We start from the raw sequence: 23094 nt of genomic DNA on the forward strand, positions 1-23094 counted from the left end.
CTGCCTGACGCCTACTTGCGGCCGATAAACCAGTCCTGGAGCTTCTTCAGCCGCTTGTTGAGCTGTTCCTCATTGGCCTGGGCCACTGCGGGACCGCCGCAGATCCGGCGCAGTTCGGAATGCACCATGCCGTGCGGCATGCCCGAGCGTGCGGACCAGGCTGAAACGTTCTTGGCCAGCTGGCCGCGCAGTTCCGTCAGCTGCCGGTGGTCCACCACCTGCGGCTCCGGCTCCGGGGCAGCGCCGCTGCGCAGGCGTTTGCGGGACTGCTGCTCCTGCTGGCGCTGGCGCAGCAGCGTGCCCACCTGCTCCGCATCCAGCAGGCCGGGAATGCCGAGGAAGTCCAGTTCGTCCTCGGACCCGATTTCGCCGCCGGTGCCGAATTCGCCGCCGTCGAAAAGCACCCGGTCGAACGAAGCCTGGGATTCCAGCGCTTCGTACTTGCCCTTGGTCAGCGAGTCCGAAGCCTTGTCCTCCCGGTTGGCGGCCTCCATCAGGCCTTCTTCGGGAACGAAGCCCTCGTCGTTGTCCTTGTCCGGGCGGTCCAGCGCGTGGTCGCGCTCCAGCTCCAACTGGTTGGCCAGGGCCATCAGGTTGGGTACGGAGGGCAGGAACACCGATGCGGTCTCGCCGCGCGTCCGGGCACGCACAAAGCGTCCCACGGCCTGGGCGAAAAACAGCGGCGTCGCGGTGGAGGTGGCGTACACACCCACGGAGAGGCGCGGCACGTCGACGCCTTCGGACACCATGCGCACGGCCACCATCCAGCGGGTGTCCGAGGCTGAGAACTCTTCGATCTTCTCGGAGGCCCCCGCGTCGTCGGACAGAATCACGGTGGGCGATTCGCCGGTGATCCGGCTGAGCTGTCCGGCGTAGGCGCGGGCGTCCTCGTGGTCCGTGGCGATCACCAGTCCGCCGGCATCCGGGACGGCGCGGCGGACCTCGGTCAGACGCTTGTCGGCCGCCGCCAGCACCGAGGGAATCCACTGCCCCTGCGGGTTCAGCGCGGTCCGCCAGGCCTGCGCGGTGATGTCCTTGGTGACTGCCGCCTCACCGAGGGAGGCGGCATACTCTTCGCCCGCGCTGGTGCGCCAGCGCATCTGCCCCGAATACGCCATGAAGATCACCGGGCGGACCACGTGGTCGCGCAGCGCATTGCCGTAGCCGTAGGTGTAGTCGGACTTGGAGCGGCGGATGCCGTCCTTGTCCTCGGCGTATTCGACGAAGGGGATGGCCGCCGTATCCGAGCGGAAGGGTGTACCGGTCAGGGCCAGGCGGCGGGTGGCCGGTTCGAATGCCTCGCGGATGCCGTCGCCCCAGCTGAGCGCGTCGCCGCCGTGGTGGATTTCGTCCAGGATGACCAGCGTCTTGGCGACCTCAGTCTTGGCCCGGTGCAGCATCGGCTTCATGGCCACCTGCGCATAGGTCACGGCCACTCCGATGAAGTCGCGACCGTGGGCGCCGTCGGAATTCTTGAAGTTCGGATCGATGGATAATCCCACCCGCGCCGCGGCGTCGGCCCACTGGCGCTTCAGGTGGTCCGTCGGGGCGACGACGACGATGCGGTTGATCGTCCCGCGCTCGACCAGCTCTGTCGCGACCCGGAGCGCAAACGTGGTTTTACCGGCGCCGGGAGTAGCAACCGCCAGGAAGTCCTGCGGCGCCATCGAGAAGTACTTCTCCAGCGCTTCGGCCTGCCACTGGCGCAGCTTGGGCGCGGTACCCCAGGCAGCCCGTTCGGGGTAGGCGGGGGGTAGCGCCGGTCCGGAACCGAAGAGAGTGTCCTGGCTCATACTTTGCGAAACTCCTTGCGGTTTGCAGCTAATGGATCCTGTTCAGCACTGCGCCAGCCAGTGTACATGGCGGCCGCGGCGAAGACGGCCAGTGCGAGCCAGATCACCACGTACACGCCGGTGTCCGCGGGGTTGTCCGGATTGCGCAGCAGCGCGAACAAACTCCCGGCTCCCGCGGTGCCGACCACGCCGCCGAGCTGGTCCGCCAGCTGCAGCGACGCCGAGTTCCGGCCCCGCTCGGCCGGGGCGGACATCTTCAGGATCATGACCGACGTCGTGGACAACGCCATGCCCATGGAGAAACCGGCGATTCCCCACACGAGAATCAGCAGCCAGAACGGTGCCTCCGGATTGGTCAGCAGCGACATCAGTCCCATGGCGGCGGCGAGCACGCCGGAACCGATGACCAGCAGCCAATGCCGGTCGGTGCGCACCCGCGCCTGCACGAACGAGCCGATGCTCCAGCCCACCGCGCCCGAGGTCAGCGCCAGGCCTGCGGTCGCAGGCGAGATGCCATGGGAAGCCACAAGCATCAGCGGGATGAAAGCCTCGGCGCCGAAGAAAGCAAGGTTGATGAAGCCTCGGGTGGCGACGACACTGGGCAGCCCCCGCTTCAGGCGCAGCGTGCCGGCCGGCATCAGACCCGGAAGCGCCAGCAACGCCAGCACCGTACCCACGCCCGCCACGGCATAAAGCGCAGCGGCCGTTCCTGCCTCCGGAGTCTGGACTGCCTGGTACAGCGCCCACTGGGCCAGGAACACGCCGCCGGCCAGAACCAGTCCGCGGACAGCCTGCTGCTTGCCCAGGCGCCGGTCCATGGTCGGCTCTTCCGGCGCGCCAAGATGGCGCACCGAGGGCCAGATCACGAGCACCGCCAGCAGCACGATTGGTGCCACTCCATAGAAGACCAGCCGCCAGGACAAGTACTGCGCCAGCAGTCCGGCCACGTAGGGGCCGATCAGGGACGGCACCACCCAGGCCGCCGCGAGCCAGCCGAAAATGACCGGCTGCACCTGCTGGGGGTACGCCTGCCCGATGATCACGTAGACCGCCACGATCAGGAAGCCGCCGCCGAGCCCTGCAATGGCCCGGCCAGTAGTGAAGAGCCAGAACGTATCCGCCACGCCGGAGAGCACCAGGCCCGCCACCATCAGCGCCAGGCCAGCGCCCAGCGAGGGCGTCGGGCCCCTGACGTCGCACCAGATGCCGGCGATAACGGTGGCCAGCAGCGAGGCGGTCAGGAACATGGAGAACGCCAGCCCGTAGCTGGCCTGGCCGTGCAGCTCCTGCGCGACCACCGGCATCGCCGTGGCGACGGCCATCGCTTCGAACGCGGTCAGCGTGATAATGGCCAGCAGCCCGATGGTCAGCGACCGATAGGCAGCCGACATCGCTCCCTCTGCGGCGGCGGCTGGTGGTTCGGTCATCTGTTAATCAGTACATACTTTCAGGCAGCGGGCAGCGGCCGTCGGATGTAACGTCCGACGGCCGCAGGTGGATGGAAGACAGGCTTACTTCTTGCCGGAATCGTCGTTTCCGGGACGCAGGCCTTCGTAGATTTCCTTGCACTCGGGGCAGACCGGGAACTTCTTGGGATCGCGGCCCGGCGTCCAGACCTTGCCGCACAGGGCAATCACCGGCTCGCCGGAGAGCGCGGACTCCATGATCTTCTCTTTGCGCACATAGTGGGCAAAGCGCTCCCGGTCTCCAGGCTCAAGTTCCTCGCGCTGCTCTTCGCGCTCAATGGTCGCGGTGGAACCGCCCGGCCCCGAAGGATCGCGGTACGGGTCGTTTTCGAAGGGATCAGGAGGCAAAGTCATGTGTCCATCTTACCCGCCGCTGCCCCGCACCCGAGGTACGGACGACGGCGGAACCCAGGGCCCCGCCGTCGTTATTTGGACTTTTCCGTGCAGCGGAGGCTACTTGTTGACGGCCACGGCCTGCAGCAGTTCGGGGGCCCGGCGGTCGTACCACTTCCCGCCGGCCCGCAGCCCGACAAAGAGCAGCACGGCGCCCAGCACCAGGCCGACAGCCAGCGCGGCCCAGCTCCAGATCGCGTCGCCGGTGAGCATGGCGGCCAGCAGCAGACCCGCCTCCGGGAGCACCAGCAGCAGTTGGACCGCCATGCCGCCCATCTGCACAATCATCATCCGGGTGGTTGAGCCAGGCGGAGTCTTGAAGGGGCTCTCGCCCGGTAGCGGGACGTTGTAGGTGTAGCGGGCCGACACCACGCTGGAGAGCCCGAAGCCGGTCAGCAGGGTGCCCAGCGACAGGCCCAGCACGCCGGGCAGCAGCTCCCAGCCGGCCAGCCAGAAGAAGGGTACGACGGCGAAAACCAGCGTCACCGGCAGCGCAAAGACCGCGCAGGCCAGCACGCGCCCGGCCCGGTCCGCGAGGCCGCTGACGCCGGTGGTCAGGTGCAGGGCGAAGGCGGTGTTGTCGTAGGAGATGTCGGCCGAGATGCCGAAGGCGAGCAGGAACGCCATGATCGGGCCGAGCCACATCATGAAGCCGAAATCGCCGCCCTGCGAGAAGGCGAAGAACATCACCACCGGGATCAGCGGAACGGAAATCAGCGAAGCGCCGTACCGCGGATCCTTGAACCAATAGGTGAGGGCCCGGGCGGCGACGGCACCGGTGGGCGTGGCCGGAAAGCGGGAGAAGAAGCCCAGGCGGCCAGCGGCCCGGCGGGTGACGGAGTTGTACGGGGGCGTCACCAGCGCACGGGCCAGGCTGATTTTCCACAGCCAGGCGATCAGCGCCAGGAACGCGGCACCGATGGCGAAACGGGCCGCCGCCACGCCCCAGTTCCCCAGCGCCAGGTCGCCGGGCACTGCCCAGATGCTGCCCAGCGGTGTCCACGCGAGGGTGTCGGCCAGCGACGGGAGGAAATCGCGCGAGCTCTGCAGCCCCTCGGTGACGCCGATGATGATCGGGCCCAGGAGCATCAGCGGAATGATGCCGATAATGCCGCTGAGGTCTTTGAACCGGCGGGAACTTGCCAGCGTGGTCGACGCGGACGTTGTCAGCCGGGAAAGCACAATGCAGGTCAAAACAGCGACGGCGGCGCAGGGAATGGCGGCAACCATCGCCACGGGCTGGCGCCACCACATGGCCGCCTGGCCCAAGGCCGCCAGCAGGGTGACCAGGCACGGAATACCGATGACGCCGCCGATGGCCAGTCCCAACAGCAGCTGCCGCATGGGCACGGCGAACGTGACAAAACGGGCCGGATCCAGCGTCATGTCGACGCCGGTGGCCACCATGGGGATCAGCGCCCAGCCCAGGAACGCTGCCGCACCGCCGAGGATGACGGCCATCCGTCCAATCCCGGGTTCGTGCGTGGCCAGCAGGACCAGTCCGGCGATGAGCAGCACCAGGACACCCAGCGCATAGAGGCCACCGAGGATGACACCGACCAGTTGCCAGGGGCTGCGCTTGAAGCCGTTGCGCAGCAGGGTCAGCTTGAGCCTTACGAGGTGCGCAACCACTCGAGCCCCTCCGCCTGGTTCCGGCCGCCGACCAACTGCACAAACCGGTCCTCGAGGCTGGCGCCGGCCCGGACCTCGTCCACCGTGCCGGCCGCCAGGACGTTGCCGTTGGCGATGACGGCAACGTGGTCGCACATGCGCTGCACCAGGTCCATCACATGGCTTGAGACAATCACCGTGCCGCCGGAGTCCACGTAATCGTGCAGAATGTCCCGGATGTTGGCCGCCGAGACCGGGTCCACGGCCTCGAACGGCTCATCCAGCACCAGCAGCTTGGGCGCATGGATCAGTGCGGAAGCCAGCGCGATTTTCTTGGTCATGCCCGCCGAATAATCTACTACCAGCGTGCCTGCGTCATTGGTCAGGTCCATCGCCCGCAGCAGGTCCGCCACCCGGCCGGCCACGGTCTCGCGGTCCATCCCGCGCAGCAGGCCCGCGTAGGTGACCAGCTGCTCACCGGTCAGCCGGTCAAAAAGCCGCACGCCGTCGGGCAGCACTCCCATCAGCCGCTTGGCTTCCAGCGGCTGGGCCCACACGTCGACACCGTGCACCCAGACCTGGCCGTAGTCCGGACGCAGGAGCCCCGTTGCCATGGACAACGAGGTGGTCTTGCCCGCGCCGTTGGGCCCCACCAGGCCATAGAACGATCCCGCCGGTACATCCAGGTTCACGCCGTTGACGGCGATCTTCTCGCCGAAGCGCTTCGCCAGACCGCGGACGGCAAGCGCCGGTGCGAGCGGGGGAACTGCGGCTGTCCCGGCCGGCTGGATCTGCTCGGCGTAATCAGATGGTGCAGGAGAAGCCGCGCCGGAATCGGCAGGCGGCCAGGCGTCAGGGGATGTCATGACCCCACGGTAACAACGCCGGTTCCCTGTTCACATCATCCGCAAGGACTAAAATTTCTCCTTCACGGCAGCACGCTCGTACTGCGGCGCCCAGGGCAGATCATGACCGAGTTCGACGGCGGCGCGCTGCCACCAATGCGGGTCGCGCAAAGCGGCGCGCGCGATCAGGACGGCATCGGCATCGCCGTCGGAAATAATGCGGTCGGCATGGCTTGCCGAGGAAATCAGCCCCACCGCGCCGACGGGCAGCCCTGTCCGCTGCCGGAGTTCTGCGGCGAAGGGCACCTGGTAGCCGGGAGCCAGCGGAATGCGGACACCTGGTACCGCGCCACCGCTGGAAACATCGACGAAATCCACACCGTGCTCACGCGCGGCCGCCACGATCCGCGAAACCGCCTCCGGGTCCAGCCCGCCCGGGGCCCAGTCCGAGGCCGAAACACGCAGCAGCAGCGGCATGGCATCAGGGATCACACCGCGGACTGCGTCGATGACCGCAAGCAGCAGCTTTGACCGCTTCGACTCGGATCCGCCCCAGGCATCGTCCCGGTTATTGACCAGGGGGCTGAGGAACTGGTGCAGCAGATACCCGTGGGCACCGTGGATTTCGATGGTGTCGAAACCGGCCCAGACGGCACGCGCGGCGGCATCCCTGAAGTCCGTAATGACCTGCTGGACTCCGTTTTCGTCCAGGGCCTCCGGTGCGTCCAGTCCGCCGAACGGTTCGCTGGTCGGGGCGAGAGTCTGCCAGCCGCCTTCCGAGCGCGGGACACTTCCACGCTCGACGGCGAAAGGCCAGTAGGTGGAGGCCTTGCGGCCGGCATGGGCAAGCTGAACGCCGATCTTCGCACCCGCTGCCCCATGCCGGTGGACAAAATCCGTGATCCGGCTCCAGGCATCTGCCTGCGCGTCGGTCCAGATGCCGGTGTCACGGCCGCTGATGCGTCCCGCGGCGCTTACCGCCGTGGCTTCGGTGAGGATCAGGGCTGCTCCCCCGACCGCGAACTGGCCCAGATGCATCAGATGCCAGTCGTTGGGCACGCCCGGTGCATCCGCGCCGTCCACGGAGTACTGGCACATCGGTGCCACCCATCCGCGGTGCGCCAGCTCCAGGCCCCGCAGGCTGATGGGGCTGAACAGTCGGGTTGTTGCGTCGGCAGCCACCGGGCCCGCCTTTAAAAGAGCGCCCGGGCCAAGGCCTGGCGGGCTTTGGAAACCCGCGGGTCCGTAGCTCCGACAACCTCGAACAAGTCCACTAGGCGTGCGCGTGCCGCTTCGCGGTCATCGCCGGTGTTCCGGGCGACAAACTTCACCAGCCGGGCAAATCCATCTTCGATATGGCCGCCGGATATGTCCAGGTCCGCCACGGCCAGCTGTGCCGCAAGATCATCCGGGTTTTCCGCCGCGGCGGTGCGGATGGCCGCGCCATCGGCGCCCTCCAGGCGCTGCATCAGTTCAACCTGTGCCAACCCGGTCTTGGCTTCATTATCGGCGGGCTGCTCGGCCAGCGCCTTGCGGTAGGCGGCGGCAGCGGCGGCAAAGTCGCCGGCTTCGATCGCGTCGAACGCCTCCTGATGCAGAGGCGGCAGCGGCGGCTCGGCCGGGGCTTCCTCCTGTCCGTCGGCAGAACCGGCGCGTCCGGTCACTCCGTTGGCTTCAGCCACCTTGAGCAGTTCCTCTACGAACGAGCGCAGTTCCTCTTCGCTGGCGAGGCCCTGGAACAACGGAATGGGCTGGCCCTTCAGCAAGGCCACGGCCGCTGGCACGCTCTGCAGCTGAAACGCCTGCCCGATGCCCGGGCTGGCCTCCACGTCAACCCGCGCGAGGATGAACCGGCCGGCGTATTCGTCCGCCACCTTCTTGAACACGGCGGACAGCTGCTGGGCGAGATCGCTGTATCCGGCCGTGAGTTCCACGATCACCGGAACCTGCGCGGAAAGCTGGACCAGGGAAGAGAAACTCTCCTGATCGACGTCCACAATGTAGGGCACGCGTGCGCCGTTGCCGTCCTGACCGGCGGGCGCCGCCGTACCGGGCGCGCTGCCCGCCGGCTGCTGCGGCCGCTTGAGCGCGGACAGATCCACGGCTCCGCGGAGATTAAGGGATGACGGCGCAGGGCCCTGCCCTGAAGCTGGAATGCTCATGACATCACACTAATACGGATCCTCGGGGCCTTCCGAATTCGGCGGGCGGTGCTTGGTCTTACTTCAGGCGGACATCCACCAGGTCCTGGGCCACACCGATAACGGTGATCGGCTCCTTCGATCCTGCCGGCGGAACATAGATGGCTACGGACTCACCATAAGTTACGTCCACGCCCTCCGTGGTGGACTTCTCCCCTGCCAGCGCCGCGAACTCTTCAGAGAGTCCGACGGTGGCCCCCGGCTCCGAAGGAACGCTGCTCATGACGTTTCGCATGTAGCCGTAGACCATGGCACCCCCGTCGGCGGTCTTCAATGCCCGTACGGACTTTCCGTCAACGCTGCGGCTGAAGGAGATCTCCGCGTTGTCGTTGGACGCGACCTGGTCCTTCTGGAAGGAGGTGATCTGTTCGGCGAAGGTATTCTCCGCGACGGCTTCCTTGTTCTTGCCCTCAGTCAGGTATCCGGCCAGCAGGTTCAGGGCCTCCTGCGGCGCGTGCAGCAGTCCATCCTTGCTATCGGCCAGCACCGATGGGGATCCGCCCTTTTCAGTGGAAACCTGGGGGAAGGTTGTACCGGGCAGCATCTGCACGGCGTGGACCATCTTGTAGTTCTCCCGCGGCGTTGCCTGGGAGAGGACCACTATCTGCGGAACCGGGTTGTCGTCTCCCCGCGTCACCGCCACAACGCTCCGGGGCCACTCCGGGCCGCTGTCCACCATGGAGGTCAGAACCGGATCGGCGGCGACAGGCACGGGTGCCGCCACATCGCCATTCTCTGCACGCACCTTGTAGTTGGCCTCGCGCAGTGCGAGGGCTGCGCCTCCGACCCGGGCGTTGAGTTCGCCGGCGTCGCGAGCTGCGTCACCCGACGTGACAGCTCCGGCCACTGCATCCATAATGCGGTTCAACTGCCCGTCCAGCACGACGGGGTACCCGGCCGCTGCCGCCTCAGGGGAAGCGGTCTGCCCGCCGGCATGCGCCGGCAGGACCTGCGCGGTCAGCGCCGTCCCGGCAGCGAGCACGACGGCCAAGGCCCCGGCCCCGGAGCGTCGTGCAACCGCACGCGATTCAGCCCTTCCGGCAGAGGCGCCCGAACCGCCCTGTGCTGCCACGCGGCGGCCGCCGACAACAGCGGTCTCGTCCAGGCTGCCGGTCGGCCGGTTACCAGACCCACCGGCCGGGGCAGCTCCACCACCTCGGCGGGAAATGATGGCGATGGCCAGTCCAAGCACCGACAGCAGCGCGCCAATGATGATCAGGGCAATGCTCCCGGGAGAAGAGGTGTCATTCGGCCAGCTGACCGTAACGTTCGTGGGCGCAGGCTTGGTACCGTCCGCGGCCAGCAGGATCGACCATTCGCCCTCGGCAGGTGCAATCCACCGGTGCTCGGTGCTTTGCTCAGCGGTCTCCTCGCTGACCCACAGATCCGATCCTGCTGGGTTGGGAACCTTGGCGTCTCCCTCTACCGCACTGCCCTGCAGTTGTCCGTCCACTACGGCGGAAATTGAAGTATGCGCGGCCTCGCCGACCCAGGCGTCGACGTCGCCGGCACGGCCCACTGCCAGGAAGAACTCTCCCTCGCCTTCAACCGTGATGTCTACGCGTTCATCATCCACACCCAGCACGCCGGGCTCGATCACCGTCACCGGCGCCGTCGAGTCAGCTGCTGCATAGCTCGCGGAAACTGTCTCCGGAGGTGCCCAGACGGTTCGCAGGGCGATTCCGAGCACCACGGCGAGGAGGCCGGCTGCAATCAGGGCCACTGCAATTTTTAAACGCACAAAAATACCTATCAATCGTCGCTGCGGGGCATGACGCCCGCGTCAAACCGCGGCAGGACAGGGTCAGTCCGCGGGTAGAAATGTCATCGCTCGTCATCGGCCGATCTTTTATAACCCTATGGTAACGAAAAAGACTGTTAGAGTGCCTTCTTGGTGACGGCGGCCACCCGGACACCGGCGTTCCGGCCCTGCCACCGTGGTTGCTGCTGACAACCGCTGATACTCTTCGACAAAGTCCATCCCGTCTACATTCGCGGGCTGAGGGAAACAGGTTTACACGCGTGAGGGAGCATACAGGAAACCCGGCCGATGCCGAGGGCAACGACAACTCCGGTGAGCAGGAGGCCGCACTCCCGGTCCCGGTCACGCCTGCCCGCCGGAAATCCGTCCTGACCGCCCTCGGCCGGATTGGCGCCTCCATCCCGCGCGCCCAGCCGCGTCTCCGGTTCGAAATGCCGCCGGAAGCCCGGACACCTGATGAGGCTGACGACGTCGAGCCACCGCCTCCCGCCGCAGTCTCCGGCTATACCGCTGCCCACCATCCCATCCACTTCGGTTTCATGGCGACCGTCGGTGTCGGCATGGCGCTGCTGTTGTATTTCATCCTCACCAACATCGGCGAACTGCTCGGTTGGATCACCGCGGCGCTCTTCATCGCGCTCGGTCTGGATCCGGTTGTGCGGTGGCTGGAGCGCAAAGGCTTGCCGCGTCCGGCCGGAGTTGTCACCGTCGTCCTTGCCCTCGCCGGGCTGCTGGCAGCGTTCTTCTCCACGCTTATTCCGACGATCGTCAACCAGACAACGCAGATCGTGGCCAACGGGCCTAGATACGTCAACGAATTCCTGGAGTCGCCGGTTTTCCAATCCATCGACGAACGGTTCCAAGTGCGCAACCGCGTGGATGAGGAAGTGGCGAGGTTCTTTGCCAACTCGGATGCCGTGACCGGCATTTTCGGGGGCGTGCTCGGCGTCGGCAGCAGGGTCTTCCAAGGTGCCTTCGGGGCACTCATCGTGCTGGTTCTGACACTGTATTTCCTAGCCTCATTGCCGGCGATGAAGGTCTGGGCCTACCGGCTGGCACCGAGATCGCGGCGGCAGCGTGTCCAGTTCCTCGCCGAAGAAATCACCGGCAGCGTCGGCAGTTATGTTATCGGGCAGGCTTGTGTCGCCCTCGTCAACGCGCTGGTAGCCTTCATCGCCATGTCCATCGCCGGCGTTCCGTTCAGCGTGTTGCTGGCATTCCTGGTAGCACTGCTGGCCTTCATCCCACTGGTGGGCGGCATGATCGCCGGAATCATGGTCTCGCTCGTGGCGCTCACCGTGGACTGGCAGACGGCAGTGCTCTTTGCCATCATCTACTTCGCTTACCTGCAGTTCGAGGCGTACTTCGTCTCGCCCCGGATCATGCAGCGCGCGGTCGCCGTGCCGGGTGCTGTGGCAGTCATCGCCGTCATTGCCGGCGGCCTGCTGATGGGCGTCCTCGGTGCCCTCATGGCGATTCCTGCAGCGGCGGCCGTAATGCTGCTGCTCAAGGAGGTCATCATCAGCCGGCAAGACCAGCGCTAGCCTGCCCTTGGAACTCCTCCGCTAGCGGTAACGGAAGCTTCGGGTCTTCCAGCAATGCGGGTGCCAGTGGCGCCGTTCGGCCAGGGCCGTTTCGGCGCCGAAGAGCGAGTCCTGCCGCCATGCCACGAGGTGTTCCACTCCAGGGCGGATCATCTGCCCGCACCCCGGGCACGTGTAATCCTTGGCAGCGCTGCCCGGCGTTATTCGCCGCACGTTCCACTCCCCATCCGGCGCGCTCTGCCGTTCCGGGATGCCCGCCCGGGCACGGTCCAGGTCAAGCTCGGCGCCCTGCGCCCACTTACGTGACGCCGCCCCTGTGCGGCGGCGGGGACGGTTTGAGCGGGGCATGGGTCAATTCTGCCCCACCACACAGGGGCCTGCGCAAACTAACGTAAAGTGGCCTACTGTGCGTTTAGTTATTGCCCGCTGCTCAGTTGATTACATCGGCCGTCTCCGCGCCCATCTGCCACTGGCCACACGCCTGTTGATGGTCAAGGCGGATGGCTCCGTTCTCATCCATTCCGACGGCGGCTCCTACAAGCCGCTGAACTGGATGAGCCCGCCCGCCAGACTCCGTGTCGAGGCGCCGGACGAAACAGATGCTGACGACGGAGTAGCCGAAGTCTGGCACGTCCAGCATGCCAAGAGCGACGACCGGCTGGTCATCCAGATCCACGAGCAGCTGCACGAGTTCAGCCACGAACTCGGCGTGGACCCGGGCCTCGTCAAGGACGGCGTCGAAGCAGACCTGCAGCGTTTGCTGGCAGAGCAGATCCACACCCTCGGCGAGGGCTACAGCCTGATCCGCCGGGAGTACATGACTGCCATCGGTCCAGTCGATATTCTTGCCCGCGATGCCACCGGCGCGACCGTGGCCGTGGAACTCAAACGCCGCGGCGATATCGACGGCGTGGAGCAGCTGACCCGCTATCTTGAACTGCTGAACCGCGATCCCCTGCTGGCCCCGGTGAAGGGCGTCTTCGCGGCCCAGCAGATCAAGCCCCAGGCACGGGTGCTGGCCTCGGACCGCGGCATAGACTGCCTGACCTTGGACTACGACGCCATGCGCGGCGTTGACGACAGCGAAGCACGCTTGTTCTGACCTGCGTCCGGGCCGCCTCTGAATGCGCGGACGGACGCTCCCGCGACCGCGGGAAAACATTTGCTTAACAAACGATTGAATGCGCCCACAAGCCGTTGACCTGCCCTTTTACGTATGTGATGCTTAACGCAGTCTTTGTGTATGTGTGTTTTTCATGCTCGCAGGACATGTTGCGAGTGTGAAGCTCCTCACCGCTTCGGCAACCAGCCGGACATGAGGTCTTCCACGGAGTGACCCCGGTCCGGTACGAGGTGTGCCGGGCTAAAAAGTTCCACTATGAGGAGAAATAAATGGCACAGGGGACCGTCAAGTGGTTCAACGCTGAAAAGGGCTTCGGCTTCATCACCCCGGATGATTCCGACGGCGATGTTTTTGTCCACTACTCTGAAATCCAGACGGGTGGATTCAAGACCCTGGACGAAAACCAGCGTGTGACCTTCGAGATCGGGCAGGGCGCCAAGGGACCGCAGGCCACCGGCGTAACCGTCATCTGATTTCGAATACCACCTCGCGGCGCCGCTGCGACGGACTTGCACAGAGGTCCCCGGAGGAATCCGGGGACCTCTGACGTTAACGCAATCTGCCGTCCAGCGCGCCGGGCTCCGGTTCGCTCCCCTGCCGGGCTACGGCAGCACCCAAAGTGCGCAGCTTCTCGTCGAAACGCTCATAGCCGCGGTCGATATGGTCCACGCCCCGGACCTCGGTGACGCCGTCAGCTACCAGGCCTGCAATCACCAGGGCGGCTCCTGCGCGGATGTCGTTTGCCACCACCGGCGCCCCGGATAGCTGGGGCACTCCCCTGATCAAGGCATGGTGCCCATCCAGCCGAACCACGGCGCCGAGCCGGGCCAGTTCAGAGGTGAAGCCCCACCGCGCCTCAAAAACATTTTCGGTCACCATACCGTTGCCATCCGCCACCGCGTTCAACGCAACAACGAATGGTTGGAGGTCCGTCGGGAAACCCGGATACGGCAGCGTGGAGACGTTGATCGGGGCGGGACGACCGTTGCCCTCAACGATGAATCCGTCCGCGCGGGTCGTGATTGTGCAGCCGGCCTGGGCAAGCTTGTCCAGCACTACGGAGAGATGTTCCGGAACCGCGTTGCAGACATCGACGCTTCCGCCGCTCATGGCAGCGGCAAACGCCCACGTACCCGCAACGATCCGGTCCGGAACAGTGCGGTGCGTGACAGGGCGCAAGCGTTCGACGCCGGTGATCACCAACGTCGGCGAACCGATCCCTTCGATCTGCGCTCCCATAGCCACCAGCAACTCGGCGATATCGCAGATCTCCGGCTCCCGTGCCGCGTTGTCGATGGTCGTCATGCCGTGCGCCAAGGTCGCAGCCATCATCAGGTTCTCTGTTGCCCCCACCGAAGGAAACGGGAGCCTGTGGTGGGCGCCGTGCAGGCCGTCGGGCGCCCGCGCGACAAGATAGCCGTGGTCAATGACGATTTCCGCACCCATCAACTCCAAGCCGCTGCGGTGCATGTCCAGGCCGCGGGAGCCAATGGCATCTCCACCAGGCAGCGCTACCTCTGCCTGATGGCAGCGTGCCACCAGCGGTCCCAACACCGATATTGAAGCCCGCATGGCCCGGACCAGATCATAGTCAGCCTGATGGGCCGGCTCCGCAGGCACGTCAATGTGCACGCAAGAGGCATCGACGTCGTAATCAACTGTGCAGCCGAGCCTTCGCAGCAACTCCGCCATGATCCACACGTCCTGGATATTCGGCACGTTGGTGATCGTGGACTTTCCCTCGGCCAACAGCACGGCGGCCATGAGTTTCAAGACACTATTCTTCGCCCCAGCCACCTCAACCCGCCCCGACAGGGTGCTGGGTCCGTTGACGACGATGACATCTTCCATAGTCCCCATCCTAATGAGCGGTCAGTAAAGAACAGCGGCGCGGCTCCGGTGAGGAGCCGCGCCGCGAATGCATTTTCAACGCCAGGTACCGATCCCTATCACCGGGCCGGCCTCCAACCAGGAAGACAGACCCGCGTAAACATCGAAGCTCATGGCGAGCAGCAGTTCCTGCTTGTCATGGCGAAGCATCACCACGATGGCCCCGGGCTGAATTTTCGCCCGTTCGGCCTCCGTGGGTTGGCGCCACCCCTGCAGCTCCAAGGCGCTGCGCCGGAATCTGTAGCGCGGTCTTGGGCTCAGGGAAAAGAGCCGCAGCCATTCCAGGTGTTTGTCCGCATAACGACAAACCCCCATCTGCCAGCTGCCAGGCAGCATGCAGATGGAGGCGTCAAAAGTGCCAAGGGCGCGCCGCAGTTGATAGCGGCGCACCCCGAAGGCAAGCAGCGTCAGTAGCAGCAGCAGGAACAGTGCCGCCAAAATAGCGAACGTGTAGCCGACTTCTTCCACTGGCGCCGCTAGCTGTACCTAAGCCGTGGCCAGGTCATTGACCGTGGCGTTGTCCGCCACGATGACCACGCGGTTGCTGTCGACGGAGAAGAACCCGCCGTCCACGGTCACGTTGATCCGCTCGCCGTTGACCGGGTTGATTCCCAGTTCGCCGGGAGCCAGAATAGCCAGCACCGGCGAGTGGCCGGGCAGGATTCCGATCTCGCCTTCTGCGGTACGAGCCTTGACCAAAGTTGCCGCACCGGACCACACAAAATGGTCCGCCGCCACAATCTCTACTTCCAGTTCAGCCGCTTCGTTAGCCATTGGCTTACTTGCTCTGTTCCTGGATCTTGGCCCACTGGCGCTCTACGTCGTCCAGGCCACCGATGTTGAAGAACGCCTGCTCCGCAACGTGGTCCAGATCGCCGTCGCAGATAGCCTTGAAGCCTTCAACGGTGTCCTTGATCGAAACGGTAGAACCCTCCACGCCGGTGAACTGCTTGGCGGTGTAGGTGTTCTGCGACAGGAACTGCTGGATGCGACGGGCACGCGCCACGACGATCTTGTCCTCTTCACCGAGCTCATCGATACCGAGGATCGCGATGATGTCCTGCAGCTCCTTGTTCTTCTGCAGGATCTGCTTGACGCGGACGGCAACGTCGTAATGCGCCTGGCCGATGTACTGCGGATCCAGGATTCGCGACGTCGAGGTCAGCGGATCCACAGCCGGGTACAGGCCACGGGAAGCGATTTCACGGGAAAGTTCCGTGGTGGCATCCAGGTGCGCAAAGGTGGTTGCCGGAGCCGGGTCGGTGTAGTCATCGGCCGGGACATAGATCGCCTGCATAGAGGTGATCGAGTGGCCCTTGGTCGACGTAATACGTTCCTGCAGCAGACCCATTTCATCGGCGAGGTTCGGCTGGTAACCAACGGCGGAGGGCATACGGCCCAGCAGCGTGGAGACCTCGGAACCGGCCTGGGTGAAGCGGAAGATGTTGTCGATGAAGAGCAACACGTCCTGGTTCTGCACATCGCGGAAGTATTCCGCCATGGTCAGCGCCGACAGTGCCACGCGCAGACGCGTTCCCGGCGGCTCATCCATCTGGCCGAAAACAAGGGCCGTGTCCTTCAGAACACCGGCTTCTTCCATTTCGACCCACAGGTCGTTACCTTCACGGGTACGCTCGCCGACACCGGCGAAAACCGAGGTACCACCGAAGTTACGGGCAACACGGGTGATCATTTCCTGGATCAGCACCGTCTTGCCAACACCGGCGCCACCGAACAGACCGATCTTTCCACCCTTGATGTACGGGGTGAGGAGGTCGATGACCTTGATACCGGTCTCGAGGATCTCCGTGGAGCTTTCAAGATCAGCAAAGTTGGGAGCCTTGCGGTGGATCGGCCAACGCTCGGTGATCTCCAGCTCAGAGGATTCAACATCGAGCGGCTCGCCCAGCACGTTGAAGATGTGTCCCTTGACGCCGTCGCCCACGGGAACGGAAATCGGTGAACCGGAGTCCGTGACGGTGGTGCCGCGGACGAGACCGTCCGTGGCCTGCAGGGAGATGGCACGAACGAGGTTGTCGCCGAGGTGCTGCGAGGTCTCGAAGGTGATCGTGTGCGTATCGCCGTTGAGGGTAATCTCAGCGCTCAACGCATTGTAAATTGCGGGAATTGCGTCAGCCGGGAACTCGACGTCGACAACCGGGCCGATCACACGGGCAATACGGCCAGTGGCGCCCGAGCCGACGGAACCGGTTCCGTGCTCGATAGTTTGGGCAGTCATCTCTCTCACTTCATTCAGTTAGATGGCGTGGGTTAAAGTTTACTTTTGCCTGAGGCGCTTTCGACGCCGAGGGTCAGGACGCGCTTAGAGCGTCCGCACCGCCGACGATCTCCGTCAGCTCCTGCGTGATTTCGGCCTGACGGGCGTTGTTCCGGAGCCTCGTGTACTTCTTGATGAGGTCCGAAGCGTTGTCGCCGGCAGACTTCATGGCCCGCTGACGGGCGGCAAGTTCACTGGCGGCAGACTGGAGCATGGCTGCGAAGATACGCGATTCGATGTAGCGCGGCAGCAACGCATCCAGTACCTGCTCAGGTTCCGGCTCATACTCGTACAGCGGCAGCAGATCGGATTCTGATGCAGCTTCTTCCTCCACGACCTCCAAGGGCAGCAGACGAATGACCGTCGGCTCCTGGGTGACCATGGACTTGAAGCGAGTGTAGACAACGTGAATCTCGTCGACACCGCCCTCTTCATAAGCAGTGTTGAAATCTGCGAGCACGGCGTCGCCGATCTCGCGGGCGACCTCAAAGGCCGGCGCATCTGTGCCGCCGGTCCACACCTGCTCATAAGGAAGGCTGCGGAAATCAAAGTAAGCCTGCGCCTTGCGGCCAACAAGGTAATGGCGCACTTCCTTGCCGTCTGCCCGCAGCAATTCGGTCAGAGACTGTGCCTGCTTCAAGATCGAAGCAGAGTACGCTCCTGCCAGACCGCGGTCGGAAGTCATTACCACGACGGCCGCGCGCCGGATCTGCTCCGGCTCCGTGGTCAGCGGGTGTTCGATCTCCGACTGTGACGACACAGCAGAAACGGCACGGGTGATCGCATTGGCGTAAGGCAGTGACGCAGCCACACGGGTGCGGGCCTTTCCAATGCGCGAGGCAGCGATCAGTTCCATCGCCTTGAAGATCTTCTGCATCGACGTGGTCGACGCAATCTTCTGGCGGTAGACCCGAATCTGGGCTCCCATACTTTTCCTTTCCTAATCCTCGCTGATTGAGCGAAGTCGATTCCTATGCATGACGGCGTCAGGATTTCGACCCCGCTCAATCAACGAAAATGAATTAGCGCTTCTGCCGGACGATCTTTTCCTGATCCACGGCTTCCTCGGCCAGAGCGTCATACTCTTCGTGGCCTGCACCGACAAGCTGGTTGTCGCCTTCCCCGAAGAAGCCCTTCTTGAATTCCGTGATCTGCTGATCAAGTTCCTGGACCGTGGAGTCCTCAAGCAGGTTGGTCTGCGCGATCGTGGTCAGGACCGACGAACGGTGACGCAAGTGCTGAAGGAACTCGGTCTCGAAGCGGTTGATGTCCTCGATCGGAACTTCATCCAGGTGACCGTTGGTACCGGCCCAGATGGAGACGACCTGGTCTTCGACCGGGAACGGCGAGTACTGACCCTGCTTGAGCAGCTCGGTCAGGCGGGCACCGCGGTTGAGCTGCTGCTTGGTAGCGGCATCGAGGTCGGACGCGAACATCGCGAACGCCTGCATGTCGCGGTACTGTGCCAGTTCCAGCTTCAACGTACCGGAGACCTTCTTCATGGCCTTGACCTGCGCCGAACCACCAACGCGGGACACGGAGATTCCCACGTCGACAGCAGGACGCTGGTTGGCGTTGAAGAGATCCGACTGCAGGAAGATCTGTCCGTCGGTGATCGAGATGACGTTGGTCGGAATGTATGCCGAAACGTCGTTCGCCTTGGTTTCGATGAGCGGCAGACCGGTCATCGAACCCGCACCCAGTTCGTCGGAGAGCTTCGCACAACGCTCCAGCAAACGCGAGTGCAAGTAGAAGACGTCACCCGGGTAGGCTTCACGTCCCGGCGGACGACGCAGCAGCAGCGACACGGCGCGGTAGGCTTCAGCCTGCTTGGAGAGATCATCGAACACGATCAGAACATGCTTGCCGCCGTACATCCAGTGCTGGCCGATTGCCGAACCGGCATACGGTGCCAGGTACTTGAAGCCGGCCGGGTCGGATGCCGGAGACGCCACGATGGTGGTGTACTCCATCGCGCCCTTCTCCTCCAGCGACTTGCGGACTGCAGCGATGGTGGAAGCCTTCTGGCCGATCGCAACGTAGATGCAGCGGACCTGCTTGTTGACGTCGCCGGACTCCCAGTTGGCCTTCTGGTTGATGATCGTATCGATCGCGATGGCCGACTTACCGGTCTGACGGTCGCCAATGATCAGCTGACGCTGTCCACGGCCGATCGGAATCATGGAGTCGATGGCCTTCATGCCGGTCTGCATGGGCTCGTGGACCGACTTGCGCTGGGTCACGCCTGGTGCCTGCAGTTCCAAAGCGCGGCGGCCTTCGGATTCGATGGGGCCCATGTCATCCAGGGGCTCGCCCAGCGGATCCACAACGCGGCCGAGGAAGTTGTCTCCCACGGGAACGGACAGAACTTCACCGGTACGGTGAACTTCCATGCCTTCTTCGATACCGGTGAAGTCACCGAGGATTACGACACCGATTTCGCGGGTGTCGAGGTTCTGGGCCAGGCCCAGAATGCCGTTTTCGAAACGCAACAGTTCGTTGGACATCGCTGAGGGAAGACCCTCAACACGGGCAATGCCATCGCTGGCGGTCGTTACGCGGCCAACTTCAACGCGCTCGGCGCTGCCCGGTTCGTAGGACGCCGCGAACTCGTTCAACGCATTACGGACGTCGTCGGCGTTGATGGTCAATTCGGCCATCTGCAGTCCCTGCTCTCCTAAATTGTGATCATCGCGGGGGCGACGACCTGTGTGTATATCAGTCTGTATTGAGGCTTTCGGCTCCAGCTCCTCGTTCCCCGAAGGGAAGAGTGCTAGACCGCGAGCTTCCGACGAAGTTCGGACAGGCGGGTGACGACCGAGGAATCAACCACTTCGTCGCCTACCTGCACGCGGACTCCGCCAACTAGTGATGGGTCAACGTTGACATTGATCTTCAGCTCGCGGCCGTACAACCCATTGAGCCCTGCCTGCAGACGTGAGATCTGCTCCTGGGTCAGCGGACGGGAAACGCTGACGTTGGCGATCCAACGCTGCTGGCGCTGGGCAACCAGTTCCACAAACCGCCGGACCAGAGCTGTCGGCTTGATTCCCCGCGGAGCAGTAACTGCCTGGCGGATCAAGACCTGCGCTTCGGGTCCGGCGTTCGGGACCAGCTTCAGAGCCAGAGCCGATTTAGCCTCGGCCGATGCCTGCGGTTCAACCAGCGCACGCTGCAGATCATGATCTGCCTCGACGAGCCGGATGAAATTGAACAGGTCGTTCTCCAGACCTTCGAGTCCGTCAACTCCAGCGCCCTTGCTCTCCGCAACAGCGATAGCAGTGGTAGCCGCGAGGGTTTCCAGAGCATCACCAATGTCACGTGCAGAGCCCCAGCGGGATGCGGCGAGGCCTTCGGCTACAGCCCTGGCGTCAGCCGAGACCTTGCCGCCGACCAGCTGGGCGACCAGCCGTGCCTTGTCCTCGCTGTTGCGTGCCGGGTCCGTGAGGCTCCGGCGCAGTCCGGCATTGCTGTCCAGCAGACCCAGAATTGCAAAGAGTTCCTCTGCCAGGGACAGCGGAGCGGTGGGAAGCTTTGCTTCCAGCTCCTGCTGTGCCGCTTTCAGTGACTCGCTCGATACACCTGCCATTAGTTCGAAGCACCTGCATTCTGGGATGCCGGAGCCGAAGCTTCAAGATCGGCCAGGAAACGGTCAACAACACGTGCGGAACGCGCGTCATCGTTGAGGGATTCCCCGACAATCTTGCCGGCCAGTTCGGTGGCCAACACGCCGACTTCGCTGCGCAGCGAAGTAACGGCTGCCTGACGCTCGGCTGCAATCTGCACCTGCGCCTGCTCGCTGATGCGGTTAGCTTCAGCTGCGGCCTTGTCCTTCAGCTCTGCGAGGATCTGGGCACCTTCTGCGCGCGCGTCCTCACGGATGCGGTTGGCTTCGGTGCGTGCGTCCAGCAGCTGCTGCTTGTATTCATCCAAAGCGGCGCTGGCTTCGGCCTGAGCGGCCTCCGCCTTGGCAATGCCGCCTTCAATAGCTTCGGCGCGCTCTGCATACGTCTTCTCGAACGCCGGAACGACGAACTTCGTGACGATGTACATAAGTACGGCGAAGCCAAGCAGTGTTACCGCGATTTCCCAGATATTAGGGACTAGAGGGTTGACTCCCTCTTCGGCGGCGAGGATAACTGCCTGTTTCATATCTCACCCGTCCTATCTACTCGGTTTGAAAAGTAAGCGTCGCCTACTAGAGAACGAACGCGAAAACCAGACCGAGGATGGCCAGAGCTTCAGTCAGCGCCAGGCCCAAGAAGGCGATCGGCTGCAGCACACGCTGTGCCTCCGGCTGACGTGCCACACCATTGATGTAAGCGGCGAAAACGAGGCCCACACCGATGGCACCGCCGATTGCGGAGAGACCGTAACCTACGAGGTTGATATTGCCTTCCATTATTTTCCTTTCAAGATGCCCAGTGGGCAGGTTGTTTGGTTCAGGTGCTTCCCCAGCGGGGAAATTTAGTGTTCCTCGGCCAGGGAGCCTTGGATGTAGATCGCTGTCAGCAGGACGAAGACATACGCCTGAAGGACCTGGATCAAGATTTCGAACATGTACATGCCGACTCCGCCTGCAATCGTGAGAATGCCAAGTGGCTTGAACCAGAAGTCGGCATCCATGATCAGGAATTCGGAGCCCGCGGCCGCCAGCATGATGATCAAGTGTCCGGCCAGCATGGTGGCGAAAAGACGGAGGCTGTGAGTGACGGGCCGAACCAGGAAGGTTGAGATGATCTCAATGATGACGATCAGCGGCAGAATCGCCTTCGGGACGCCTGCCGGCACAACAGCAAGTTTGAAGTAGCCGATGCCGTGCTTCTTCAGACCCAGGACGATCCAGGTGATGTAGACGATCCCGGCCAAGGCGTAGGCCGTGCCGACATGCGACGGCGTCGGGATCTGAAGCAGCGGAATCGAACCGAAAAGGTTGTTTACCAGGATAAAGAAGAATAGGGAGAACAGCAGCGGAACATACGGCCGGTAGTCCCGCTCACCGATAATGTCCTTACCTACGGAGTTGCGGACGAAGTTGTAGCTCATTTCGCCCAGGTGCTGAAGCTTGCCTGGCACCAGCTGACCGCGGCGTGACGCGGCCAGGAAGAACCAGGCAATCAGTGCAACAGAGAGCAGGACCAGCAGCATCTGCTTGCCGAAACCTGTTCCGTACTCGGCAGCCCAAGGGAGAATCTCCGGAAGGTGCATATCTTCGAGGGTCGGTGGAACGAAGCCACCTTCATTAGCGGCCGCCGGAAGCGCAAGCGCGATCAACGCGTTTCCTCTCTGCAGTGTCCATCATTGGGCGTTTCAGGGTGGATTGCCGTCTCGGCACGCCACCATATGAAGTTTTCTGACATTTAGATGTTGTTCCCTTGACCGTCCCCATGGCGGCGCTTAGCGCCGCGGGTGAGGTTGTGTTTTCGGGCCAGATAATAGCCACCACCAGCGCCTAGAACGGCACCGACGATGAACAGCCACCGGGTATTCAACAGATAGTCCAGCCCCCAGCCTATCAAACCCCAGGCTATGATCCCGCCAACTACATAGGTCAGGACCGTGTTACCGCCCTGGTAGCCGGAGTTGCTTCCATCGGAGTCTGAATTGCGGGAATTCTGGGCAGGCATTAATGAGCTTCCTTCCCGGCGGTAGAGCTTTCGCCCTCTTCCGGATCGTCGTAGATCTGGTATCGAACGCGGGAGAATGCAAAAACTTCTGCAATCTGCCACACCACAACACTGACGACGGCAGCAATGAAGAACCAAGTCGTTTCGAGCCAGTCCGGCGTGCCGATAATAAAGAGCGCAGCGCCGAAACCAACAACTTTGAGCACATAGGTGGCGATGAAGGCACCAATCGCGCCGGAGGGATTTCTCCGCCCGACGACATGGCCGATCAAAAGACTGATGGCGAAGAAGAGTACTACCAGCGCCGAACCGAGCACAGCACTAAGGGCACCCACACCCCCCGCCACAATGAATGCCAGCACAACCACCAGAAGAGTGGCTGCAGCGGCACCCAGGGAGGCAGTCTTCAGGATCTTCAGCCAAGGCGTCGCCGTGGGACCGGAGACAGGTACGGCACTGCCAGCGGCACTGTTGCCGTTGGAATGATGTGTGCTCATAGCTGTCCGATCGGGTGCACAGGCGGGGATGATGACCGGTAGACCGGCCGACAAGAATTCTACA

24 protein-coding genes are annotated in these 23094 nt (G+C 63.6%); 3 read left to right on the forward strand and 21 right to left on the reverse strand.

All coding sequences use genetic code 11. The annotated features are described in order from the left end of the window. Positions 1–11 precede the first annotated feature (11 nt). From AC20117_RS21515 to AC20117_RS21550, 8 genes are all read right to left on the reverse strand, one after another. A complete protein-coding gene (locus tag AC20117_RS21515) occupies positions 12–1793 on the reverse strand; it encodes a DEAD/DEAH box helicase (RefSeq protein WP_074701710.1) in 1782 nt (593 codons plus the stop codon). Beyond that, a complete protein-coding gene (locus AC20117_RS21520) occupies positions 1790–3220 on the reverse strand; it encodes an MFS transporter (RefSeq protein ID WP_083339813.1) in 1431 nt (476 codons plus the stop codon). Before AC20117_RS21520 ends, AC20117_RS21515 begins: the two co-directional genes overlap by 4 nt. Positions 3221–3304: 84 nt before the next feature. Further along, positions 3305–3613, reverse strand: a complete 309-nt coding sequence (locus tag AC20117_RS21525; protein ID WP_074701707.1) for a DUF3039 domain-containing protein — start codon at positions 3611–3613, stop codon at positions 3305–3307. Between the two features lie 99 nt (positions 3614–3712). Next, on the reverse strand, positions 3713–5284 hold the full coding sequence (locus AC20117_RS21530) for a transporter (RefSeq protein ID WP_074701705.1): 1572 nt from the start codon (positions 5282–5284) through the stop codon (positions 3713–3715). Beyond that, positions 5266–6129, reverse strand: a complete 864-nt coding sequence (locus AC20117_RS21535) for an ABC transporter ATP-binding protein (protein ID WP_236777400.1) — start codon at positions 6127–6129, stop codon at positions 5266–5268. The genes AC20117_RS21530 and AC20117_RS21535 overlap by 19 nt, the downstream gene beginning before the upstream one ends. Positions 6130–6177: 48 nt before the next feature. Continuing rightward, the gene (locus AC20117_RS21540) at positions 6178–7290 is read right to left on the reverse strand and encodes an NADH:flavin oxidoreductase/NADH oxidase (RefSeq protein ID WP_074701704.1); all 1113 of its coding nucleotides are present in this window, start codon (positions 7288–7290) and stop codon (positions 6178–6180) included. Positions 7291–7301: 11 nt separating this feature from the next. After that, positions 7302–8270, reverse strand: a complete 969-nt coding sequence (locus tag AC20117_RS21545; RefSeq protein WP_074701702.1) for a tetratricopeptide repeat protein — start codon at positions 8268–8270, stop codon at positions 7302–7304. Between the two features lie 58 nt (positions 8271–8328). Next, complete coding sequence (locus tag AC20117_RS21550) at positions 8329–10050, reverse strand: DUF8094 domain-containing protein (RefSeq protein WP_074701701.1); 1722 nt, start codon at positions 10048–10050, stop codon at positions 8329–8331. 281 nt (positions 10051–10331) lie between these two features. Here AC20117_RS21550 and AC20117_RS21555 point away from each other — a divergent pair, with 281 nt between their 5' ends. Continuing rightward, a complete protein-coding gene (locus AC20117_RS21555; protein WP_418202231.1) occupies positions 10332–11615 on the forward strand; it encodes an AI-2E family transporter in 1284 nt (427 codons plus the stop codon). Between the two features lie 21 nt (positions 11616–11636). Here AC20117_RS21555 and AC20117_RS21560 read toward each other — a convergent pair whose 3' ends face one another. Beyond that, positions 11637–11963: an Rv1322 family protein gene (locus tag AC20117_RS21560; RefSeq protein ID WP_074701700.1), complete on the reverse strand. Its 327-nt coding sequence runs from the start codon at positions 11961–11963 to the stop codon at positions 11637–11639. Between the two features lie 58 nt (positions 11964–12021). Here AC20117_RS21560 and nucS point away from each other — a divergent pair, with 58 nt between their 5' ends. After that, a complete protein-coding gene (nucS, locus tag AC20117_RS21565; RefSeq protein ID WP_074701699.1) occupies positions 12022–12717 on the forward strand; it encodes an endonuclease NucS in 696 nt (231 codons plus the stop codon). Between the two features lie 290 nt (positions 12718–13007). Next, the gene (locus tag AC20117_RS21570) at positions 13008–13211 is read left to right on the forward strand and encodes a cold-shock protein (protein ID WP_074701697.1); all 204 of its coding nucleotides are present in this window, start codon (positions 13008–13010) and stop codon (positions 13209–13211) included. A gap of 76 nt (positions 13212–13287) precedes the next feature. Here the strand turns inward: AC20117_RS21570 and murA are convergent, their stop codons facing one another. From murA to AC20117_RS21630, 12 genes are all read right to left on the reverse strand, one after another. Beyond that, on the reverse strand, positions 13288–14589 hold the full coding sequence (gene murA, locus AC20117_RS21575; protein WP_074701696.1) for a UDP-N-acetylglucosamine 1-carboxyvinyltransferase: 1302 nt from the start codon (positions 14587–14589) through the stop codon (positions 13288–13290). Between the two features lie 75 nt (positions 14590–14664). After that, a complete protein-coding gene (locus AC20117_RS21580; RefSeq protein WP_074701694.1) occupies positions 14665–15096 on the reverse strand; it encodes a DUF2550 domain-containing protein in 432 nt (143 codons plus the stop codon). Between the two features lie 18 nt (positions 15097–15114). Further along, positions 15115–15402: a F0F1 ATP synthase subunit epsilon gene (locus tag AC20117_RS21585; RefSeq protein ID WP_074701693.1), complete on the reverse strand. Its 288-nt coding sequence runs from the start codon at positions 15400–15402 to the stop codon at positions 15115–15117. A 4-nt stretch (positions 15403–15406) separates the two neighbouring features. Next, positions 15407–16867 carry a F0F1 ATP synthase subunit beta gene (gene atpD, locus AC20117_RS21590; protein ID WP_074701691.1) on the reverse strand — a complete coding sequence of 487 codons (1461 nt, stop codon included), beginning with the start codon at positions 16865–16867 and terminating at the stop codon, positions 15407–15409. A 73-nt stretch (positions 16868–16940) separates the two neighbouring features. Continuing rightward, positions 16941–17834 (reverse strand): F0F1 ATP synthase subunit gamma, encoded by an 894-nt coding sequence (locus tag AC20117_RS21595; protein WP_074701690.1) that lies wholly within the window; start codon positions 17832–17834, stop codon positions 16941–16943. Between the two features lie 94 nt (positions 17835–17928). Then, positions 17929–19566: a F0F1 ATP synthase subunit alpha gene (gene atpA / locus AC20117_RS21600; protein ID WP_074701688.1), complete on the reverse strand. Its 1638-nt coding sequence runs from the start codon at positions 19564–19566 to the stop codon at positions 17929–17931. 113 nt (positions 19567–19679) lie between these two features. Continuing rightward, complete coding sequence (locus AC20117_RS21605) at positions 19680–20495, reverse strand: F0F1 ATP synthase subunit delta (RefSeq protein WP_074701687.1); 816 nt, start codon at positions 20493–20495, stop codon at positions 19680–19682. Then, positions 20495–21058, reverse strand: coding sequence for a F0F1 ATP synthase subunit B (locus AC20117_RS21610; protein ID WP_074701685.1), 564 nt, complete (start codon positions 21056–21058; stop codon positions 20495–20497). The genes AC20117_RS21605 and AC20117_RS21610 overlap by 1 nt, the downstream gene beginning before the upstream one ends. A gap of 46 nt (positions 21059–21104) precedes the next feature. Continuing rightward, positions 21105–21308, reverse strand: a complete 204-nt coding sequence (atpE, locus tag AC20117_RS21615; protein ID WP_074701684.1) for an ATP synthase F0 subunit C — start codon at positions 21306–21308, stop codon at positions 21105–21107. A 65-nt stretch (positions 21309–21373) separates the two neighbouring features. Then, the gene (gene atpB, locus AC20117_RS21620) at positions 21374–22180 is read right to left on the reverse strand and encodes a F0F1 ATP synthase subunit A (RefSeq protein ID WP_074701682.1); all 807 of its coding nucleotides are present in this window, start codon (positions 22178–22180) and stop codon (positions 21374–21376) included. Positions 22181–22266: 86 nt separating this feature from the next. Then, on the reverse strand, positions 22267–22533 hold the full coding sequence (locus AC20117_RS21625; protein WP_101632672.1) for an AtpZ/AtpI family protein: 267 nt from the start codon (positions 22531–22533) through the stop codon (positions 22267–22269). Beyond that, positions 22533–23030, reverse strand: coding sequence for a Cg1360 family ATP-synthase-associated protein (locus AC20117_RS21630; RefSeq protein WP_074701681.1), 498 nt, complete (start codon positions 23028–23030; stop codon positions 22533–22535). The genes AC20117_RS21625 and AC20117_RS21630 overlap by 1 nt, the downstream gene beginning before the upstream one ends. Positions 23031–23094 lie beyond the last annotated feature (64 nt).

The organism is Arthrobacter crystallopoietes (assembly GCF_002849715.1).
In the GTDB taxonomy this organism is placed as follows: domain Bacteria; phylum Actinomycetota; class Actinomycetes; order Actinomycetales; family Micrococcaceae; genus Crystallibacter; species Crystallibacter crystallopoietes.

Coding starts and splice junctions, on each gene's coding strand:
- murA (WP_074701696.1), bottom strand. CDS start 14,589: ATGGAAGATGTCATCGTCGTCAACGGACCCAGCACCCTGTCGGGGCGG.
- AC20117_RS21610 (WP_074701685.1), bottom strand. CDS start 21,058: ATGAAACAGGCAGTTATCCTCGCCGCCGAAGAGGGAGTCAACCCTCTA.
- AC20117_RS21535 (WP_236777400.1), bottom strand. CDS start 6,129: ATGACATCCCCTGACGCCTGGCCGCCTGCCGATTCCGGCGCGGCTTCT.
- atpA (WP_074701688.1), bottom strand. CDS start 19,566: ATGGCCGAATTGACCATCAACGCCGACGACGTCCGTAATGCGTTGAAC.
- AC20117_RS21525 (WP_074701707.1), bottom strand. CDS start 3,613: ATGACTTTGCCTCCTGATCCCTTCGAAAACGACCCGTACCGCGATCCT.
- AC20117_RS21570 (WP_074701697.1), top strand. CDS start 13,008: ATGGCACAGGGGACCGTCAAGTGGTTCAACGCTGAAAAGGGCTTCGGC.
- atpE (WP_074701684.1), bottom strand. CDS start 21,308: ATGGAAGGCAATATCAACCTCGTAGGTTACGGTCTCTCCGCAATCGGC.
- AC20117_RS21520 (WP_083339813.1), bottom strand. CDS start 3,220: ATGACCGAACCACCAGCCGCCGCCGCAGAGGGAGCGATGTCGGCTGCC.
- AC20117_RS21585 (WP_074701693.1), bottom strand. CDS start 15,402: ATGGCTAACGAAGCGGCTGAACTGGAAGTAGAGATTGTGGCGGCGGAC.
- AC20117_RS21605 (WP_074701687.1), bottom strand. CDS start 20,495: ATGGCAGGTGTATCGAGCGAGTCACTGAAAGCGGCACAGCAGGAGCTG.
- AC20117_RS21625 (WP_101632672.1), bottom strand. CDS start 22,533: ATGCCTGCCCAGAATTCCCGCAATTCAGACTCCGATGGAAGCAACTCC.
- AC20117_RS21630 (WP_074701681.1), bottom strand. CDS start 23,030: ATGAGCACACATCATTCCAACGGCAACAGTGCCGCTGGCAGTGCCGTA.
- AC20117_RS21545 (WP_074701702.1), bottom strand. CDS start 8,270: ATGAGCATTCCAGCTTCAGGGCAGGGCCCTGCGCCGTCATCCCTTAAT.
- AC20117_RS21560 (WP_074701700.1), bottom strand. CDS start 11,963: ATGCCCCGCTCAAACCGTCCCCGCCGCCGCACAGGGGCGGCGTCACGT.
- AC20117_RS21515 (WP_074701710.1), bottom strand. CDS start 1,793: ATGAGCCAGGACACTCTCTTCGGTTCCGGACCGGCGCTACCCCCCGCC.
- AC20117_RS21595 (WP_074701690.1), bottom strand. CDS start 17,834: ATGGGAGCCCAGATTCGGGTCTACCGCCAGAAGATTGCGTCGACCACG.
- atpD (WP_074701691.1), bottom strand. CDS start 16,867: ATGACTGCCCAAACTATCGAGCACGGAACCGGTTCCGTCGGCTCGGGC.